Below are 17,801 nucleotides of genomic sequence, written 5' to 3' on the forward strand. Positions count from 1 at the left end.
AACCAATCCAACAACAGGAACATTCAAGGACGATGAACACCAACTATAAGATCGCACTCCTGATCGACTGCGACAACGTCAGCCACCAATCCATCGAAGGCGTGCTGCAGGAACTGGCCAAATACGGCGCGGTGAATGTTCGGCATGCCCACGGCAACTGGAACGGGCCGCAACTGGGCGGCTGGATCGAAAAGCTCCATGCCAATGCCATTCGCCCGGTTCAACAGTTCGCCTACACCACTGGCAAGAATGCCACCGACGCGTCCATGATCATTGATGCCATGGATCTCCTGTACAGCGGCAACGTCGATGCCTTTGCGCTGATGACCAGCGACAGCGATTTCACACCGCTCGTCATGCGGATACTGGAAGCAGGCCTTCCCGTCTTCGGTTTTGGCGAGCGCAAGACCCCATTGCCCTTCGTGAATGCGTGCTCCCAGTTCATCTACACCGAGAACCTGCGGGAAGATGCCGAAGAAGAGTCCAGCCCAAGCAATGGTGGCGGCCCAAAACCAACCCCGAAATCCAGATGGGATCGAAATCAGCTTCGGGGAGACTCCGTACTCGTTCGGACTCTTCGAACGGCCGTCGAACAAACCGCGGATGACGACGGCTGGGCCCACCTGGGCCGGGTTGGTCAGTATATTTCCAACAACAGTTCGTTTTCGCCAGTGAACTACGGCTACAAGAAGTTGAGCGATCTGATCCGCGCCAGCGAACTGTTCGAAATCAGCACCCGTGACAAAAGCGTTCTCTACATCAAGAGCCCCTGACGCTCCGGATCGTTAATTTCCTCATGTTTTGCATAGCTCCGACCGCGTTTCTATAATCGATCAACGGGCTTTTCCGCCGGCTTAGCGTCACTCTGACCACGTCAATAAAAAGGAAAACAACATGTTAAAACGTTGCTCTGTGCTGGCTGCTGTCGCAGCTACGGTTCTGTTCAGCACCGCCTCCCAGGCTCAGTACAAGGATGAATATACGGTCTCCACAGTGCTGCCTTCGGCGTTTCCCTGGGGACAGGCGGCGGACAAATGGGTCGAACTCGTGAAGGAGCGATCCGACGGTCGCATCAACATGAAGATCTACAGCAACTCCCAGCTGGTGGCCGGCGACCAGACCAAGGAGTTTTCGGCCATGCGTTCAGGCCTGATCGATATGGCGGTAGGTTCCACGATTAACTGGTCGCCCCAGGTGCCGGAGCTAAACCTGTTTTCCCTGCCCTTCCTCATGCCGGACTACGCTGCCCTGGACGCCATCACCCAGGGTGAGGCCGGTAAAGCCGTTTTCGCCGCCATTGAAAAGCGTGGCGTAACGCCACTGGCCTGGGGCGAAAACGGTTTCCGGGAGCTCTCCAACTCCAAGCGCACCATTCAGGAACCTTCAGATCTTGACGGGCTGAAGATCCGCGTGGTCGGCTCGCCACTGTTTCAGGACACCTTTACCACCCTGGGCGCCAACCCCACACAGATGAGCTGGGCAGACGCCAAGCCAGCACTGACAACCGGTGCGGTGGACGGTCAGGAGAACCCACTTTCGGTGTTTGACGTGGCGCGGATCGACCAGGTTGGCCAAACCCACCTGACACTCTGGCACTACATGGCGGACCCGCTGGTGTTTGCAGTGAGCAATCAGGTCTGGAACCAGTTCAGCCCGGAAGACCAAGCACTGCTGAAGCAGGCAGCGATTGATGCCGGCCAGTGGGAGATCAAGAAGTCCCGGGCAGAACTGGACGATACTCTCGCAGCCATCGAAGAGCGCGGCGTAGAAGTGACCGAACTGACTCAGTCCCAGCACGATGCCTTCGTCAAAGCGACCCAGTCCGTTTACGAGAAATGGACGCCCCGCATCGGCGAGGACCTGGTCAAGCAGGCCCAGGAAGCAGTCAGCAATCGCGACCAGTAATAGCTCAGCCGGGGCTAGCGAACCCGGCCCTTCCAGCGCCCGCCAGCCGGCGGGCGCTCCCTGATACAACGGAGTTGTGATGCCGTCGCGCCGCCCCCGTAAGTTCCAGCCGGAATCCTGGCTGGCCACCCTAGCCCTTGCGGCCATCTGCGTGATCAGCCTTGGCAATGTCATTGTCCGCTACGCCACGGACGCCTCGTTTGCGTTCACCGAGGAATTCTCCGTATTTTGCCTGGTTCTTCTCACCTTTGGCGGGGCCGCTGCGGCCGCACGACATAATCAGCACATCCGGATTGAGCTGATCGAACATCGACTCCCACCGACTCTGTGCAAGTTGATCTATGTTCTGCAATGGGCAGCAGGAGTTACCGTGCTGGGGGTCATGGTCTGGTACGGAAGCACCTTTGCCTGGCAGGAATACCAGTGGGAGTCGCTGTCACCAGGCCTGGGGTTGCCCAACTGGATCTATGTTATCTGGCTACCGCTGCTGTCGCTGGCCATTCTCATTCGCCTCACACAGAATCTTGTTGATCGTCTGCGCGGCAAGTCCGGCCCGGAGGTCATCCATGAGTCCTGACTGGCTGATGATCGGCACGTTTCTTTTTGCACTGCTGATCGGCGTACCCGTAGCCATGGCCCTGGGCTTTGGAGGCCTGGTTGGCATTGTCGCAGGCTTGCCGCCCGCCATGCTCGGCACGTTTGGCACCAACACCTACAACAGCGTGGCGAAGTATCCGTTGATTGCCATTCCGCTGTTTATCCTCACAGGCCTGATCTTTGAGCGAGCGGGGGTGGCGGCCAGCCTGGTCCGGTTTGCCCAGGCCATTATCGGCCCGCGCCATGGTGGTCTCACGGTGGTCGCGGTGCTGGTGTGTCTGATTATGGGCGGCATGAGTGGCTCCGGACCAGCGGATGCGGCCGCGGTGGCGATGGTGATGCTGCCAAGCATGCAACGAGCCGGCTATCCCAAGCCGTTCTCCGCTTCCCTGATTGCGGCGTCTTCGTCAACCGCCATCCTGATCCCACCGTCTATCGCCCTTATCCTGTACTCCATTGTGGTTCCTGGCGTGGATCTTCGGGCGCTGTTCGCCGCCGGTCTGTTCCCGGGCATTCTGGCGGGTTTGTCTCTGCTGATTCCGGCCCTGTTTTTTGCCCGTAAATACCGCTGGGAAGATCCGGCAGTCGTCGACCGGCCATCCTTCTGGCCAAGCTTCCGGGCGGCAATTCCGGCACTTTTTGCGCCTGTGATCATACTGGGCGGCCTGCGCTCCGGCCTTTTCACCCCCACCGAGGCGGCCGTCGTCGCCGTCGCGTATGGTTTGGTGGTGGGCTGCCTCGTATACAGGAACCTGAGCCTGCGAGATCTCTGGCAACTGATGAACGAAGCCGCCCTCACCTCCGGCGTGGTGATGTTCATTATCGCTCTGGCGGGCATTTTCGCCTGGGCCGGCACCACACTGGGCACCTTCGGGCACCTGGCCGATGCCCTGTTGTCGTTGTCTGATAACGGCTGGGTGCTGCTCGGACTGGTAATGATCCTGGTATTGATTGCCGGCATGCTCCTGGATGCCATTTCGATCTATCTGATATTGATCCCCATTGTGCTTCCGATGATGAACCACTTTGGCTGGAACCCGATCTGGTTCGGGATTCTGCTGGCAATGAACATCGCCATCGGACAATTCACTCCACCGGTGGCCGTGAACCTGATGGTAACGACCCGGGTTGCAAACATCCGCCTGGAACACACCATCGGCTGGTCACTGGTGTTCATTGCCGCCATGCTGGTCAGCCTGCTTCTGGTCATGCTGTTTCCCGGAATAGCGCTGTGGCTTCCGGAGTCCCTGGGGTATGTGGTGGGCGCCCGCTGAATACGTCAGGAAGAGATACGTTCAAGGGAACCCGGTTTCCGCCGATAAACCTGAGATCAGATACCGGAAACTGAGGAAACCAATGCCCATATCCATCCGCAACCGATTGTTCATCCTGGCGCTGCTACCCGTCATCCTGCTTGCCGTCGCCATTTTCTTCACCGTCAGGTTCCAGACTCAGGAACTGGTCGATAGCGAAATGGCCACCGTGAAGACCAGCGTCACCGATATCAAGCGTGCCGAGCTCAAAGACCTGATGGATATGGCCTATTCCTCCATCAAGCACATCTACGAGAATGGGGGTACGCTGGAGGAGGCCCTGCCGATTCTGCGAAACCTGAAGTTCGGCGACAGCGGGTACATCTTTGGCTACACCGATTCCGGAAAGCGGGTGTTGCTGGGCCAGTCGGATAAAGGCATGGGCGAGAACTTCTGGGATCTTCAGGACAAGCGCGGCAACTACCTGGTTCGCGGCCTGATTGACGCGGCGAAGAACGGCGATGGTTACTACACCTACTGGTTCCCGAAGCCAGGGGCTTCCGAGCCATCCCCGAAGGAGTCGTATTCTATTTACCTGGACCGCTGGGGCGTGATGCTGGGCACCGGGTTCTATCTGGATGATGTCGCCGGTGTACTGGGTGATCTGTCGACGGCAGGCCAGGAAACCCTGGAGAGCAGCCAGACCACATTCACCCTGATTTCGATTGCGGGTGTCATACTCGCGGGCATTATCGGGTTCATGATCAGCCTGACCATCAGCCGGCCGATAAAACGCATTTCCGATTCCGTGCGGGAGCTTTCCACCGGCGATGCGGATCTGACCGCCCGGGTGACGGTCAACGATCGGTATGAACTTGGCCAGCTGGCCGATCACATCAACACGTTCATCAACACCCTTGCCGACCTGATCCGGGATGTGAAGAAAAATTCCGAGCTCACGCACCAGAACGCCGAGACCATCACCCGGCACACCACGGATCTCTCAACGCTGGTCAACGAACAGGATGCCGAAACCGATCAGGTTGCCACGGCCGTGACCGAGATGACCTCAGCGGCGAGCGAAATCTCTGCCAGTGCGGCCAGCGCTGCCAGCTCTGCTTCCGAAGCGTCACAGGAAACCACCCGGTCCAAGGAAGTCATCTCCAACGCGGCAGCCGAGATGAACGCTCTGAACAACGACATTGGCGCTTCGGCTTTCGAGGTGGAGGAGTTAGGGAAAGGCGTCGAATCCATCAACACCGTTATCCAGGTCATCAACGCCATTGCCGAACAGACCAACCTGCTGGCGCTCAACGCGGCCATCGAAGCGGCCCGGGCGGGCGAACATGGCAGGGGCTTCTCTGTCGTCGCGGACGAAGTCCGGAATCTTGCCCAGAAAACCCAGAGCAGCACCGAGGAAATCGCCAACACGATTTCCGAGTTGACCCAGAAGGCGAGCGCAGCCGTCCAGTCCATTCGCACCTCCACCGAGCGCAGTGGCAAGGCGCTCAGCGCCAACAGCGAAGCGGTTGAAGCCATAGAACGTGTCGTGGACGCCATTGGCCAGATCAACCAGATGAATGAACAGGTCGCGTCCGCATCTGAAGAGCAAACCAGTGTCTGCGAGGACATCACGCAGCGTCTGGTGACCATCTCCGACAAGTCGAAAGAAACCAGTGAAAAAGGCCGGGAAAGCCACGTTTCCGCCGAGACACTGCTGGCGAACTCGGAGGCTCTGGCGCGACTCGTCGAGCGATTCAGAACCCTTTGATAGTCGAGCCGAGGGGGGCGCCCTGCGCCCCCAGGTCGCGGTCCTCATCCCGAGCATCGGTCAACCAGAACGTCAATTCCTTCAACGCCATCGGCTTGGCAAAGTAATAGCCCTGGAAGACCGCACAGCCATAATCGCTGAGGATCGTGGCCTGCTCTTTGGTTTCAACACCCTCTGCCAAAACCTTCAACCCCATGTCCCGAGTAAGGCTGATCACCCCCTTGCAGACCGCGGCGTCCTTTTCGCTGGTCGCAATCTGGCTGACAAAACTCCGATCAATCTTGATCTTGTCTACGGGCAGATCCCGCAGATAGCCAAAGCTGGAGAAACCAGTTCCAAAGTCATCAATTGCAGTCGCAATTCCAAGATCAGCAAGAGCATTCAAGATACGGATAGCGCTCTCCGTATCCTTCATGAGAATCCCTTCGGTGAGCTCCAACTCGAGAAACTCTGAGCTTAGACCGGTCTCCTCCAGAATTTCCTGCACGGTTGTGAGGAAGTTCGGACGATGAAACTGCATCGGCGACAAGTTAACCGCCATTCGGCCCTTGAGCAGACCCCGCTCCACGAGATAGCGAGCATCTTTACATGCCTGCGCCGTAACCCACTTCCCGATCTGTATGATCTGGCCAGTTTCTTCCGCAACAGGAATAAACTCCGCGGGGGATATGTACCCTTTTGTCGGATGTTTCCATCGAACCAGGGCCTCCAGCCCACAAAGGATCCCGTGCAGGTTAACCTGAGGCTGGTAGTGCACAAAAAGCTGGTTGGTTTTAAGAGCTTCCTGTAGGTCATTTCTTAGCACAACCCGCTTTGACAGCGAATCGTCGAGGTCAGGCGAGTAGACCTCATAGGTATCCCGCCCCTGTTGCTTGGCCTTGTACATCGCCATGTCCGCTTGCTGCAGAAGTCTCTCTGAATACTCCATGCCGTCTGCCAGCAAGCTGATACCAATACTTGCAGAAACATGAAGCTCGTGGCGCCCAACCACATGGGGCTTGCTCAACTCCCCCAGGATCCGTTCTGCAACCTCTTCAGCTTCACGGGCGTGGCCGAGGTTCGGCAACACAAGGACAAATTCATCGCCGCCGAATCGAACGAGGGTGTCTGTCGGCCTGAGAATACGCTTGAGCCTGACAGCGACGCTGATCAGAAGTTGATCCCCTATTTTGTGGCCCAACGTATCGTTGATCGGCTTGAATTCATCGAGATCGATGAACAGCACGGCGAGCAGCTTCCCGTAGCGCTTGGCTAATGAAAAATCGTGTTCAAGGCGATCTTCGAAAAGTGCACGATTCCCCAATCCGGTCAACGCATCGTGCGTTGCCTGGTAGGCGAGACGCCCCTCCTGCTCTTTTCTTTCCGAGATATCCCGCGTGATGGCGGTGTAGTGAGTCACTTCTCGGTGATCGTCTGTCACCGGTGCGAGAGAAACCTGATTCCAGAAAGGGGTGCCATCTTTTCGATAGCTTTTCATCGTTAAACTGAGCGGCTGCCCCGCCTGTGTGGCACGGTCAATCAGCTCAATATCCTTTCTGTCGGTCTCCGGCCCCGCCAGCAACTTGACGGTGGCACCAAGCAGTTCGGATTCCGAGTAACCCGTCATCTGGCAAAATGCCGGATTCACAAATACCACGGGTAAATCTGCGGTTCGATGGTCCACGACGATAACGCCGGTATCGCTCGATTCCAGGCTTCGCTTCAATATCCGCTCGCTGTCCTGGGCCTTCAGCCGCTCGGTGATGTCCTTTCCGATAATAAAAACACCGGATACCGTTCCATCCACGAGCACCGGCAACATATCCGCCTCATAGTCTCGCGATTCAGAGCCGTCGGGAGAGGTGAAACTGATCTCAAAAGACTGGGTCTGTCCGGACGCAGCGTTCCGGAAGGCACTCTCGAAACGCTCCCGATCCTGCTGACTCATCTGGCCGGCATCCAGGACATCGCGGAAATGGGTGGTGCCCACATCATCGATCCCCAGTTTCACGATACGCTCTGCCATTGAATTCAGGGACCGGTAGTACCCGCGTTCATCCACGGCAAAAACCGCATCGGGAGACTGTGAGAACAAAGATCGAAATTGCTGCTCCGCCACGCTCAGTTCTCTGGCTTGCGCCCTGTAGGCCCCCAGGAGGCTTCGCCCCATGATCAGCAGATAACTCATGACAAGGCCAAAGCCCAGCAGAACGATGGGAAAGAAGCCCTGGAATGATAAAAGGTCAGGAGGCCCTGCTCGTGCAACCAGAGTCAGGCCCTCACCACGCCCGAGGTTAATTTTCTCAGACTCGAATATTTCCGGAACACCGGACGCTCCCGCATCGGAGACGCTCATTGCGGAGTGCCCGGGAGGCAGAATCATGACACTGAATTGAGCGTCTCTATCCGGGACCTCGTAATCCAGTAACGCCTGAAGATTCAGGGAAGCCACAAAATAATCGTGGCTACGGTTTCCAACGGTGACAAAAACCAGAGCACTGAGAGGGTTTTCGGCGTCGGGAAAAAACCAATTCTTCCGCAGAGGGTCCCTCCCAGCCTCCGATAACCCTGACAACACTTCTGGCCTGATGCCGTGCTCGGTAACCCATCGCAAATCCCTTTCCGTTTTGGCACTCTGCCAGAGGATACCGCCTCCGGCCGTAAGGATCGCGAGGGCATTGAGTGCCGGTGTATCCTGAAAGTAGGTTTGGGCCTGTCCCTGGAGAGAGTTGCCCTGGGAGCCAGAGTGCAAGGACAAAAGCCTCTCTGCCGCGCGTTCCAACAACTGAACATGCGAATGGAGGCCGTGCTCCAGAGTACTCGCGTAGTGTTTGAGCATTAACTGGGCACTTTGATGACGGTCCATGTGAACCCCCCAGTTCGCCATCAGAAACAACAGGAACGTACCAACGACTCCCAAGCTGCCAACCAGAAAGGTCTGGCGTTGAGGGCGTAGTCGAATCGTCCTCTGTCGATGGACCAGCGTCAGCAGCATTCCGCCAAAGGCCAGGCACAGCACGCCGGCCATCTCGGAGACACCACCAACAAGCTCATCGACAAGGTCGTTAGAATCTTGCTGCACATATCGCAGAAGAACCGTTATCCCGGCCATCACCCCGGTGCAACCCGCCACAATCCCGATTCGCCTACCGCCACGGCTGCGCAAACCGGTGAAACACACGACAGCCATTACCAAAACAGCCAGAGATGGAGTCAGCGCAAGGAACAGATGGACATCCCGCAACTTGCCGCTGACAGTACCAAAACCCCCAAGGTGACAGAGCACACCGTAACTGCCGATGGTCGCTAAAACGCCGCCAGCCAGAATTCGTGACTTTTTGCGCTCATAGGCCAAAGCAAGGAGGGCAAACCCGCCCACCATAACCACAGGAGCAACGGAGGGTGTCACTATCAGACGCTCGGGGATGCCAGGAACGGCGAGCGTTCCGACAGTAAAACTGAGCAGACCAATGCAAATAGAGCATATACAAAGTATCAGTAAAGCGGCCTGCAGCCTGAAATCACTGGGCGTCTGTAACATGGAAGAAAACCAGAATGGAGAATTGACGAAGTGAAGACTAACCTTGAATAGACCAAAACAAAGCCTTTCAAGGGTGAATATCACCGTAAAGCGTGAAACGGTTCAACAGCAGTTTTGTGAACAGACGTCAGCAAGAGTATGCTTTTACAAAAGATTACTTTTAAAGCCCTGATTACATATTTCAGGGTGCAAAATCGGGCCTGCCTTTTTTGGTAGCCACAGCCGGAACTTTGGGTGTTGACTCCGATTGCCAAGTGCCTATGACTCGTGTTCTGGAAATATCCCTACTATTGATACTGGGCCTGTCGATCCAGCTTCAACTGCCATCCGGGGACAGCTGGATCTACTCGACGCTGATCCTTTGGTTTTTTGTCGGGCTACTCATGTCTTTGTTTACATAGGCTGCACCCTTAAGGATGCTGGCGGCATTCCCTCAAGCGAATGACGCTGCGTCCACCTTCATAAAGCAACCCCGCCCCGGATTCACTTTGGCCCCCGGGCAGACTGAACTGTTCCGATGCTTCAAGGTTGCCAACTTTCGAGAGCTGATCCAGCAACCGGCTTCTCGACGTGTCGAACGATGCCTCCACCTGAGGAACGAGATGCCACTTGGACAAATGCTCGCGACCTGTTGACGCCACGAATACGCCTGTTTCTGCCCCCGCCCTGAATGAGGTCCTCCAGATCCGCAAGAACTGCCGATCAAACACTCGATCAGGCGCCTCGGGCTTCGACCACTCCTGAAAAGGAGTCTGGTCATTCCAGAACCATGGCGACATCGGTGCGTCCGGATTACCACGATTGATCAGAACATCCCGATAAGCACCAAGTACCGTGTGCCAGTTCGTTTCGTCCACTTGATGCCATCCCGTTGCCTGCAAACAGCTTTTCAGTGCAGAGGGCGTTGCCATGAAAAGCACATTGATGGGTGCTTTTCGCACCCCGGTAACTGACAAGGCATAACGATCGTCCGCTACGGAAAAAAGTTGTTGCGGGCCATCGTATTGCTCAGTCACCGCAGCCTTCGTGTTCGCATCCGAGAACAGAGGTGGTTGGACATTCAGGCTCAGAAAAGCAGTGAACCAGGCGCCTGCGAGAAGAAAAATACTCAGTGTCGCCCACAACCGCCTCACTCCCGGCCGCGGAGACATGAAACGAAAGCCCTGCCAGTCACCGAACACCATCGCGCTGCCGACGAGGAGGCCCAGCCCACCCAGAAGATATCCTGCCAGCACATCACTGAGATAGTGGACGCCCAGATACAACCGACTGAACCCGATGGAAAGCGCCAGGACAGCCGCTCCGAATAGCAAATTAACCCGTCTCCGCCACTTCCCCGTTGCGTGCATCGCAATAAAAAACAAAAACCCGTAGAAGGCCAGGCTGATGGCGGCATGGCCACTGGGAAAGGAATAACCACCAGGTTCCAGCAATGCCTGGTCCGGCCTTGGCCGGTGAAACGCGAGCTTGCTCAGGAACACCAGTCCTTCCGAACCGACCACGGAGACGACCATCGGCAGGACGAACCGGGTTTGCCGCAAACGACAGAGAACCGCAATACTGAGCGAGAGGCCTGCCACCACGACCCAGGGATTACCGAGAGTGGTGATTCCGTAGAAAACGTGATTGAGGGTGCCAGTCCGAAAGCTCGCAATCAGGCTATCAATGCGGGCATCGGCCGCCACAATGGCCTCTCTGGTCAGGAGGTCCTCAACCAGTCCTCCGAACAGCAGAAGCACATACAGCATCGCCAGGCCTATCAGCGTCATCGGCAATCCACTCAGCCGGGTTCTATCCCCTCGCCTCTCGAGGAACCGGATGAATCGCAGATGACGCTGGCTCCAGGCGGCAACCTCGGAATTATTCCGAATGGCTGCCAATATCGACCTGGTCACCGAGACAGTGAGCTGCGTCGCGCCCGGACCATACCGAATTAAAAGCCACCGCAGCAGATAAAGCAGGACAATGAGAGTAACGCACAGGAATAGCAGGAGCCCCAACCGCGACAGCCACGCATGGGCAAGGGCCAGAGACTGAGAAAACACGTAGCCGGGCAGGATCCACTGTATCGCCCAGCCAATAGCGCCCAGCAGGTTCCAGACAAAAAACGGCAACCGCCCCATTTTCGCCATGCCGGCAATAAACGGCATCAACTCTTTGACGGAGGGGACAAAACGCCCGAGCAGAACACTCTTGCCACCGTGGCGATCAAAAAAGCCCTCGGCCCTGGACAGATATTCCGGCTTGAGAAACCACCGCTTCTGGCTCAGCCACCGGTAGCCGTATTTCCTGCCGAGATAATAATTGATGTTGTCGCCAAGCACAGCGCCCACCGCGGCAAAAATCAACAGGTCACCCAGGTCCAACACACCCTGCCCGGCCAGAATCCCCATCAGAAGCAAAAAGCTCGACCCAGGTATCAGAAGGCCAACGACCAGCACGGTCTCGGCAAACGCGGCAAACAATGCAATCCAGTAACCCAGGACTCCGGTATCACGCACCAGCGCCAGAACTGTCTGAGTAAGGTGTTCCATGAGTTACCCTGCAATCAATCGCAAGCGCCACGTTCTCTCAAACGACGGCGCTGAATAATCACCAAGGCCAGCGCGACAATGGCGAAAACCGCGCCCGCGAGAAAGGTATTGGCCGAGCCGGCCATGTCCCACAATGCTCCGGCAATGGTACTTGCCGCCAGCAGTGCCAGGCCTGTGACCAGGTTAAACATACCAAAGGCGGTGCCCCTCAGTTCGGCCGGCGCCGTCTCGGCAACCAGAGTCGCCAGTAGTCCCTGGGTAAACCCCATATGCAGGCCCCACAAAGCAACTCCCAGTCCGACTCCCACCAGGCCGGATGACCGGGCCAGCACCAGATCCGCAATCACCAGCAGTATGAGACCGATGGCGAGAAGGGTCGGCCGATCGGTCCGGTCCGCCAGCACGCCAACAGGATAGGCGGAGAGCGAATAGGTGAAACTCATGATGACCAGCACTAGCGGAATGAACATGACCGCCAGCCCCGAATCCTGGGCTTTCAGTACCAGGAAGGCCTCACTGAATCGGGCAAGCGTGAATACGGTTGCAATAACAACGATCCACCAGTAATTCGGCCCCAGATACCTCAGTTCTGAACGCCGTAAGGGCATTTTCACCTTTCGTTGCGTGACGGCATGGGCAGGCTCTTTCACCGCCACCAACAACACCATCACGGCGAAAAACGCCGGAATCGAGGCAATCCAGAACACGGTTTTATACTGGTCTGCGGTCAGCCACATCAGACCGATCGCCAGAAGCGGGCCCAGAAACGCTCCCACGGTATCCAGCGATTGCCGCAGTCCAAAGCTCGCACCTCGCATTTCCGGTGGCGATAGGTCGGCGATCAGGGCGTCCCTGGGTGCGCCGCGAATCCCCTTTCCTATCCGGTCGACAAACCGTGCCACAAAGACGAGGCCAACCGAGTTGGCCAGGGGAAATAACGGTTTGACCAGCGCTGCAAGACCATAGCCAGTAACGGCCAGCACTTTTCGCCGCCCTAGCCAGTCACTCAGCGCCCCCGAGAACACCTTGGTCACCGATGCGGTCGCCTCGGCCACGCCCTCAAGGACACCGACGGCCAGGGCAGAAGCGCCAAGCGCGGTCACCAGATACACCGGAAGAAGCGCATGAATCATCTCGGATGAAATGTCCATAAACAGGCTGACCAGCCCGAGTGCCCAGATGCCCTTGGGAATCTGCCGGGAGACACCGGTGTGGGTAGCGCTGGGTGACGGTGATTCTTCGGACATATTCCAGGCTCTCAGGGATTGGGATTCTGCTCTTCGAATACCCGTTGGGCGTACCCGTCCAGCAAGGCTTCACATTTATCGAGCCAAGCGCTGGCCTCGGAAGACAGGGGCGCGTCATAGAAGTCGAGCGCGCGAATTTTCTCCAGCCACCGTTGGAGTTTCTGGAGTTCCGCCTCTTCTTCTTCCAGCTCGGCATAGGTGAATTTGTTCTTCGAGAACTCTTTGGCGATTTCCGCTTCGAAGGCCTCGCACTGGCCGATGAACTCGCGATATTGGTCATTACGCTCGTCGGTGAAGCGTTCCAGCACTCTTTCCTGCTGCCCGGCATCCATGGCCGTGGCGTCGAGGAGCAAAACCTCGCCCCCCATACCGATGATGTCGTTTTCAATCAGTTTGGCCTGGCGGATCAGGCGATCGGTTTTGGGCAGCATGCACACACCATTCTGCATGTAGACGGCGCCCAATCCTTTCAGCCTGCGCCAGAGCGCAACCCGCTTGGAAGAGGGTTCAGAGGGAATCTTGTAGATCAGCGTAAGCCACGAATCTTTTTTCATGGTTTCAACCATAATGTAACGGCGGTTACATTAAAACATACCATTCTGTAATCGTGCTTAACGCAGGAGCAGGGCCCCCTCCACCAGACAAGCAGGAGGGGCCGGAGTGGAAACGGGATGGAGACAGTCCTCTCGCTGTATCGTCTGGATCACTGGTGCGACGCTTTGGCATGGCTGCTGATGAGGTCAACCAGTCGCGGCAGCACCGCGTCCGGCAGATAGTGCCCCATGCCTATGATCGTCTCGTGGCGGGCGCCGGGGATAGCGGCAACGGTCGCCTTCCCGCCGCTGGGATGGACCATTCTGTCGGTGTCACCATGGATCACGAGGGTTGGCGCTTTGACGTTGCTCAATTCCGGGGTTCGATCCCCGGATTTCAGTATGGCACCGATCTGACGCGCAACACCCTGGTGGGCCCTCGGGCCTGCTCCGCGCTCCCAGGCTTCCGCCGCGTACGTCCTTTCCCTATTTTCATCCAGCGGGAGGACTGTGGTGCTGATGTGCCGCATCATGCCCAGGTGGCGCTCGATGGCCTGGTCCCGGGTTTTGGCGGGCGGCCTGACCAGACGCAGGAGCGTCGAGTTCGCGGGCTGCCCCACCCGGCGATGGCCGGTGGTCGAGAAGATGGACGTCAGTGTATGAGTCCGTTCGGGGTATCGCGCGGCGATTGTCTGAGCAATCATCCCCCCCATGGACATACCCACCAAATGTGCACGGTCTATCTCAAGATGATCCAGCAGAGCCACCGCATCCCCTGCCATATCGCCCAGGTCGTAGGCATCCGGCGGTGGTCTTCGGAACAGTTGCTGCATCCGGCCTGGCGGCCGAGAAGGGATCTGAGAGGATTGACCCACGTCGCGATTATCAAAACGTATGACGAAGTACCCCCGATTAACCAGCTCTTCCACAACCGCTACCGGCCAGGACGTCAGCTGCTGCCCTAGCCCTGCAATCAGCAGCAGGGGCGCATTATCGGAGTTTCCTCGCACCCGGTAGCAGATTCGGTGGCCATTCCGGAACACACAGAAACGATCGGCACTGCTGCGCGATGGCTGAGCGTCTGTATTCATTCACCTATCCCCGTTTTGGTGTCAGAGCAGACCGACAACGTTATGCATTCGATCCACGATCATAAACCCCAATCATCGCAGAGCCAGCGTCGGTAGCAAGGTATTGTCTGCATATTTTGCTGGCAATAATGCTATCTGCATACCGGAGGAGAGTAGCTTTGATCGCTAAGCCACCACGGCGCTCCCGGGACAACACCCCAACAGCGACTCTAGATAGTGACAAGCAGGCGATTGGCAGCCGGTTGTCTAGAGATCCTTTTCGATTTCAGCCCAAAGCTGACGAAAGGCCGCGGCGGCCGGAGTGGCCGGGGCCAGGACTTCCAGGGGCAGCCCTTCCTCTCCCATCCGCTCGACCACGCTGGCATAGGGAATCGACACACTCAACGGCTCACCCAGGCGACGATCCGGAGACTCAATCAAGTCCTTGTGAAGTTTCTTTCGCCGGTCAACGAGAGAGAAGAAGGGACGAAGTTTTTTGCGCCCGAGCTTTTTACTGCGAACGAAGGCCTGAAGCTGCTCCCAGCTATTCAGGGATAGCCAGGTGGGTACCAGCGGCACATAAACCCTGTCCGAGAGTTCAAGCACCTGTTCGGTCAGTCGGGAGAGCGAGGGGGGACAATCCAGCACAACGAGGCTGGTCTCCTCGGAAAACGGCGCCAGCACGCTCTTGAGCGACTGCCCGCCTTCTTCGAGCTTGATATCAAAATTCCGGAAGCTGGGATGGGACGGGATGAAATCCAGGCCGGGATAGACATTGTCACGGACGAATTCGGCAACCGGGGCTTTGCCGGCCAGCAACTTCGACAATTTCCGCCCCTTGACCGGCTCCGCTCCGGAAAGATAGAAGCTGGCCGCGCCTTGCGGATCAAGGTCCCACAGTAACGTCGTGAGGCCATGCTGACTGGCAAGATACGCGATGTTCACGGCCGCGGCGGTCTTTCCCACACCGCCTTTGGGACTGTAAAACGCAATAATCCTCATGGATCGGGAAGCTCACGGTAGCAAAGCAAATCCAGGAGAATAGCAGTCCCGGCATGGCGGACCTGTGAAGGTTTTATGACAGCCTTCTACTGTCGGCTGTACTCGTTAAAAACCTTCCAGTCCAGAATGTTGCCGTCAGCGTCAAAATGGACGAAGCCGGCGTAATCCGTGGCGTCATGCCAGGCTTTGACATAACCAATCACCTTGCCATCGTCAGCCAGCACCTCGAAAGAGGCCTTGTCTTCGGACGGTTGGGGATCAGACTGTTCACGAGACACCGGTTTGACGGTGACGGACGGACAGCTCAAACGGGCGAGGGTAAGCAGGTGAGGATTCATAGCGTCGTACTCCGTAAGTTACGAACGGTAACAACCTGAAGCCCGGACACTATAACGTCTGAAAGAAATGTGAACACGGTCTCATATCAATTTTTAGAGACTGATTCGGCATGAAAGGGAGTGCTTTGATAACAAGCTGATCGGCCGTCCGGTTCACGCGCGCTGAGGACGGCCTCCGTCCTCATCCGGCAAAGCCGCAAGCGCCTTGCGGACCGAAGCCGGAGCACCAATTGCCAGCACCAGCGCCAGGAACACGCACACCGCCATGGTAAGCACGATTGCAATCAGCGATTCGCCAAAAACCGCGGCGGATAAGGCACTGACCGCACCGGAGATCGAAAACTGGGCGGCGCCCAGTAATGCCGCGGCGGTTCCGCCAAGCCGCGGGAAAAACTCCAGCGCATTGGCCAGGTTGTTCGGCACGCTGGCTCCCATACAGCCCACCGTTGCGATGATACAGGCGGCGACGGCCCAGTACGGCAGTGCCGCCCAGGCACAGATCACCAGGCTGACAACCGCTATCGCCTGAATAATCACAAACGTTCGAAGTATGGCGGCCGATTCGAAATACTGAAGCAGCTTCCGGTTCAGCAGATTAAGGCAAGCCATGGCGGCGATATTCGCCGCAAACAATCCGGAGAACAGGCTCCTGGAGAGGCCAAACCATTCCTGATATACGAAAGAAGCATTGGTGATGAAGACGAGCATGGCACTGAAACACAGAGCCTGAAGCCCGATGAACCGCATGGTGACCGGATGCTTCAGGACCAGCATGTAATTGGTCACCAGGGTATGCACGGGTGTGCGCACGGGTGTGGGCGGGGTCAGTCGCCGGAACAATGCCACGTTGAGCACCAAGGCCAGAAGAGCCGCGTACAGGGCCAGCACCCAGAAAATAGCCGGCCAGGCCGCCAGCTCCAGCATCAGCGACCCGATCGTGGGCGCCAGGGCCGGCGCGACGAACATGATCAGGCCGATCAACGCAAACAGCCGGGCCGAATCCGTACCGCTGGACTGATCACGGACGATTGCCGGGACGGATACCGCACAAAAGGCGCCGCCAATCCCCTGGATCAGACGCCACACAATCATATGGGTCAGGCTGTCAGCCTGGGATACCAGCAACGCACCGACGGCAAAGATAGCCAACCCGCAAAACAGGATAACCCGGCGACCGTATCGGTCAGACAGGGGGCCGCCCACCAGCTGGGCCAGCCCCAGGGATGCCACGTACGCGCTGAGAGTCAGCCCCACGTCCCCATGGCCGACACCGAGGCTATCGGCAATATCCGGGAACGCCGGCAGGTAGGCATCGAGCGCGAGCGGCCCGAGGGCGACCGTCATACCCAACAGGAGGGCAAGTTGCACGTGTGGCACAGACGTCTCCGAAGAGAAGAAAAGTTTGTAAGCTAGCTATTACGAAGGCCGGTCAGACCAGGATCACCAGCCAGGCCACGGAAATCATGACCAGCCCGACAAACTGGGCCGCACTGCCCATGTCCTTGGCCTTCTTTGAAAGCGGATGAAGCTCCAGCGATACCCGATCCACCACGTTTTCAATGGCAGTGTTCAGGAGTTCAATGGCCAGCGACAGCAGCGGCACCAGCATGAGAATGGCACGCTCCACCCTCGTCACATCGAGCCAGAGAGCGATGGGCTGAAGAACGACATTGATGAACACCAACTGACGGAAAGCAGCCTCGTTCAGAAACGCCGCTTTGAGGCCCATCATTGAGTATCGGGTGGAATTGAGAATACGGGTAATGCCAGTGCCGCCTTTCAGTGAAGAGGCACTGCCGGGCTTTACAGAATCGGTCATGGATAGCGAGTTTATCGGGTGATGGAAGATTTTCGTAAAACCACGTTCACGCGGCCTTGCGAAAATCCTCCATCCGCACTGCCTTGTCCCGGCTACGCTTGTACCGGCTCTTATCTTCGACAACCCGCATCTGGTACTTCGGTGTCCTGAGTTCGCGCTGAACAGCACTGTGCTGCGTTGCTTTTGCCCGTTTTCTGGCCATAATCGTAACT

Annotated in this window: 15 protein-coding genes; 5 read left to right on the forward strand and 10 right to left on the reverse strand. The window is 57.2% G+C overall.

Features of this window, described 5'->3' with window-relative positions:
• Window positions 1–32 precede the first annotated feature (32 nt).
• The 5 genes from MSNKSG1_RS11365 to MSNKSG1_RS11385 all read left to right on the forward strand — a co-directional run bounded on the left by MSNKSG1_RS11365 (window position 33) and on the right by MSNKSG1_RS11385 (window position 5,526).
• Entirely contained in the window at window positions 33–773 is a 741-nt protein-coding gene (locus MSNKSG1_RS11365) for an NYN domain-containing protein (protein WP_008939417.1), read from the forward strand.
• Window positions 774–894: 121 nt separating this feature from the next.
• A complete protein-coding gene (locus MSNKSG1_RS11370) occupies window positions 895–1,905 on the forward strand; it encodes a DctP family TRAP transporter solute-binding subunit (RefSeq protein WP_008939418.1) in 1,011 nt (336 codons plus the stop codon).
• A gap of 79 nt (window positions 1,906–1,984) precedes the next feature.
• On the forward strand, window positions 1,985–2,482 hold the full coding sequence (locus MSNKSG1_RS11375; protein ID WP_008939419.1) for a TRAP transporter small permease: 498 nt from the start codon (window positions 1,985–1,987) through the stop codon (window positions 2,480–2,482).
• A complete protein-coding gene (locus tag MSNKSG1_RS11380) occupies window positions 2,472–3,776 on the forward strand; it encodes a TRAP transporter large permease (RefSeq protein ID WP_008939420.1) in 1,305 nt (434 codons plus the stop codon). Before MSNKSG1_RS11375 ends, MSNKSG1_RS11380 begins: the two co-directional genes overlap by 11 nt.
• A gap of 82 nt (window positions 3,777–3,858) precedes the next feature.
• Window positions 3,859–5,526 (forward strand): methyl-accepting chemotaxis protein, encoded by a 1,668-nt coding sequence (locus MSNKSG1_RS11385; protein WP_008939421.1) that lies wholly within the window; start codon window positions 3,859–3,861, stop codon window positions 5,524–5,526.
• Here MSNKSG1_RS11385 and MSNKSG1_RS18725 read toward each other — a convergent pair.
• The 10 genes from MSNKSG1_RS18725 to MSNKSG1_RS19285 form a co-directional block, all read right to left on the reverse strand.
• The gene (locus MSNKSG1_RS18725) at window positions 5,513–9,130 is read right to left on the reverse strand and encodes an EAL domain-containing protein (protein WP_152638767.1); all 3,618 of its coding nucleotides are present in this window, start codon (window positions 9,128–9,130) and stop codon (window positions 5,513–5,515) included. The genes MSNKSG1_RS11385 and MSNKSG1_RS18725 overlap by 14 nt on opposite strands.
• Window positions 9,131–9,456: 326 nt before the next feature.
• Window positions 9,457–11,580 carry a bifunctional DedA family/phosphatase PAP2 family protein gene (locus MSNKSG1_RS11395; protein ID WP_008939423.1) on the reverse strand — a complete coding sequence of 708 codons (2,124 nt, stop codon included), beginning with the start codon at window positions 11,578–11,580 and terminating at the stop codon, window positions 9,457–9,459.
• Between the two features lie 14 nt (window positions 11,581–11,594).
• Window positions 11,595–12,827, reverse strand: a complete 1,233-nt coding sequence (locus MSNKSG1_RS11400; protein WP_008939424.1) for an MFS transporter — start codon at window positions 12,825–12,827, stop codon at window positions 11,595–11,597.
• Window positions 12,828–12,838: 11 nt separating this feature from the next.
• Complete coding sequence (locus MSNKSG1_RS11405; RefSeq protein WP_040886879.1) at window positions 12,839–13,381, reverse strand: Chromate resistance protein ChrB; 543 nt, start codon at window positions 13,379–13,381, stop codon at window positions 12,839–12,841.
• Window positions 13,382–13,530: 149 nt separating this feature from the next.
• Window positions 13,531–14,451: an alpha/beta fold hydrolase gene (locus MSNKSG1_RS11410; RefSeq protein WP_008939426.1), complete on the reverse strand. Its 921-nt coding sequence runs from the start codon at window positions 14,449–14,451 to the stop codon at window positions 13,531–13,533.
• Window positions 14,452–14,697: 246 nt separating this feature from the next.
• Window positions 14,698–15,432: a ParA family protein gene (locus tag MSNKSG1_RS11415; RefSeq protein ID WP_008939427.1), complete on the reverse strand. Its 735-nt coding sequence runs from the start codon at window positions 15,430–15,432 to the stop codon at window positions 14,698–14,700.
• An 86-nt stretch (window positions 15,433–15,518) separates the two neighbouring features.
• Window positions 15,519–15,770, reverse strand: coding sequence for a hypothetical protein (locus tag MSNKSG1_RS11420; RefSeq protein ID WP_008939428.1), 252 nt, complete (start codon window positions 15,768–15,770; stop codon window positions 15,519–15,521).
• A gap of 153 nt (window positions 15,771–15,923) precedes the next feature.
• Complete coding sequence (locus tag MSNKSG1_RS11425; protein WP_051067782.1) at window positions 15,924–17,147, reverse strand: multidrug effflux MFS transporter; 1,224 nt, start codon at window positions 17,145–17,147, stop codon at window positions 15,924–15,926.
• A 52-nt stretch (window positions 17,148–17,199) separates the two neighbouring features.
• Window positions 17,200–17,589 (reverse strand): diacylglycerol kinase, encoded by a 390-nt coding sequence (locus MSNKSG1_RS11430; protein ID WP_008939430.1) that lies wholly within the window; start codon window positions 17,587–17,589, stop codon window positions 17,200–17,202.
• Window positions 17,590–17,635: 46 nt separating this feature from the next.
• Window positions 17,636–17,791: a hypothetical protein gene (locus tag MSNKSG1_RS19285; RefSeq protein ID WP_008939431.1), complete on the reverse strand. Its 156-nt coding sequence runs from the start codon at window positions 17,789–17,791 to the stop codon at window positions 17,636–17,638.
• Window positions 17,792–17,801 lie beyond the last annotated feature (10 nt).

The sequence above is a fragment of the Marinobacter santoriniensis NKSG1 genome (assembly GCF_000347775.1).
GTDB lineage: Bacteria > Pseudomonadota > Gammaproteobacteria > Pseudomonadales > Oleiphilaceae > Marinobacter > Marinobacter santoriniensis.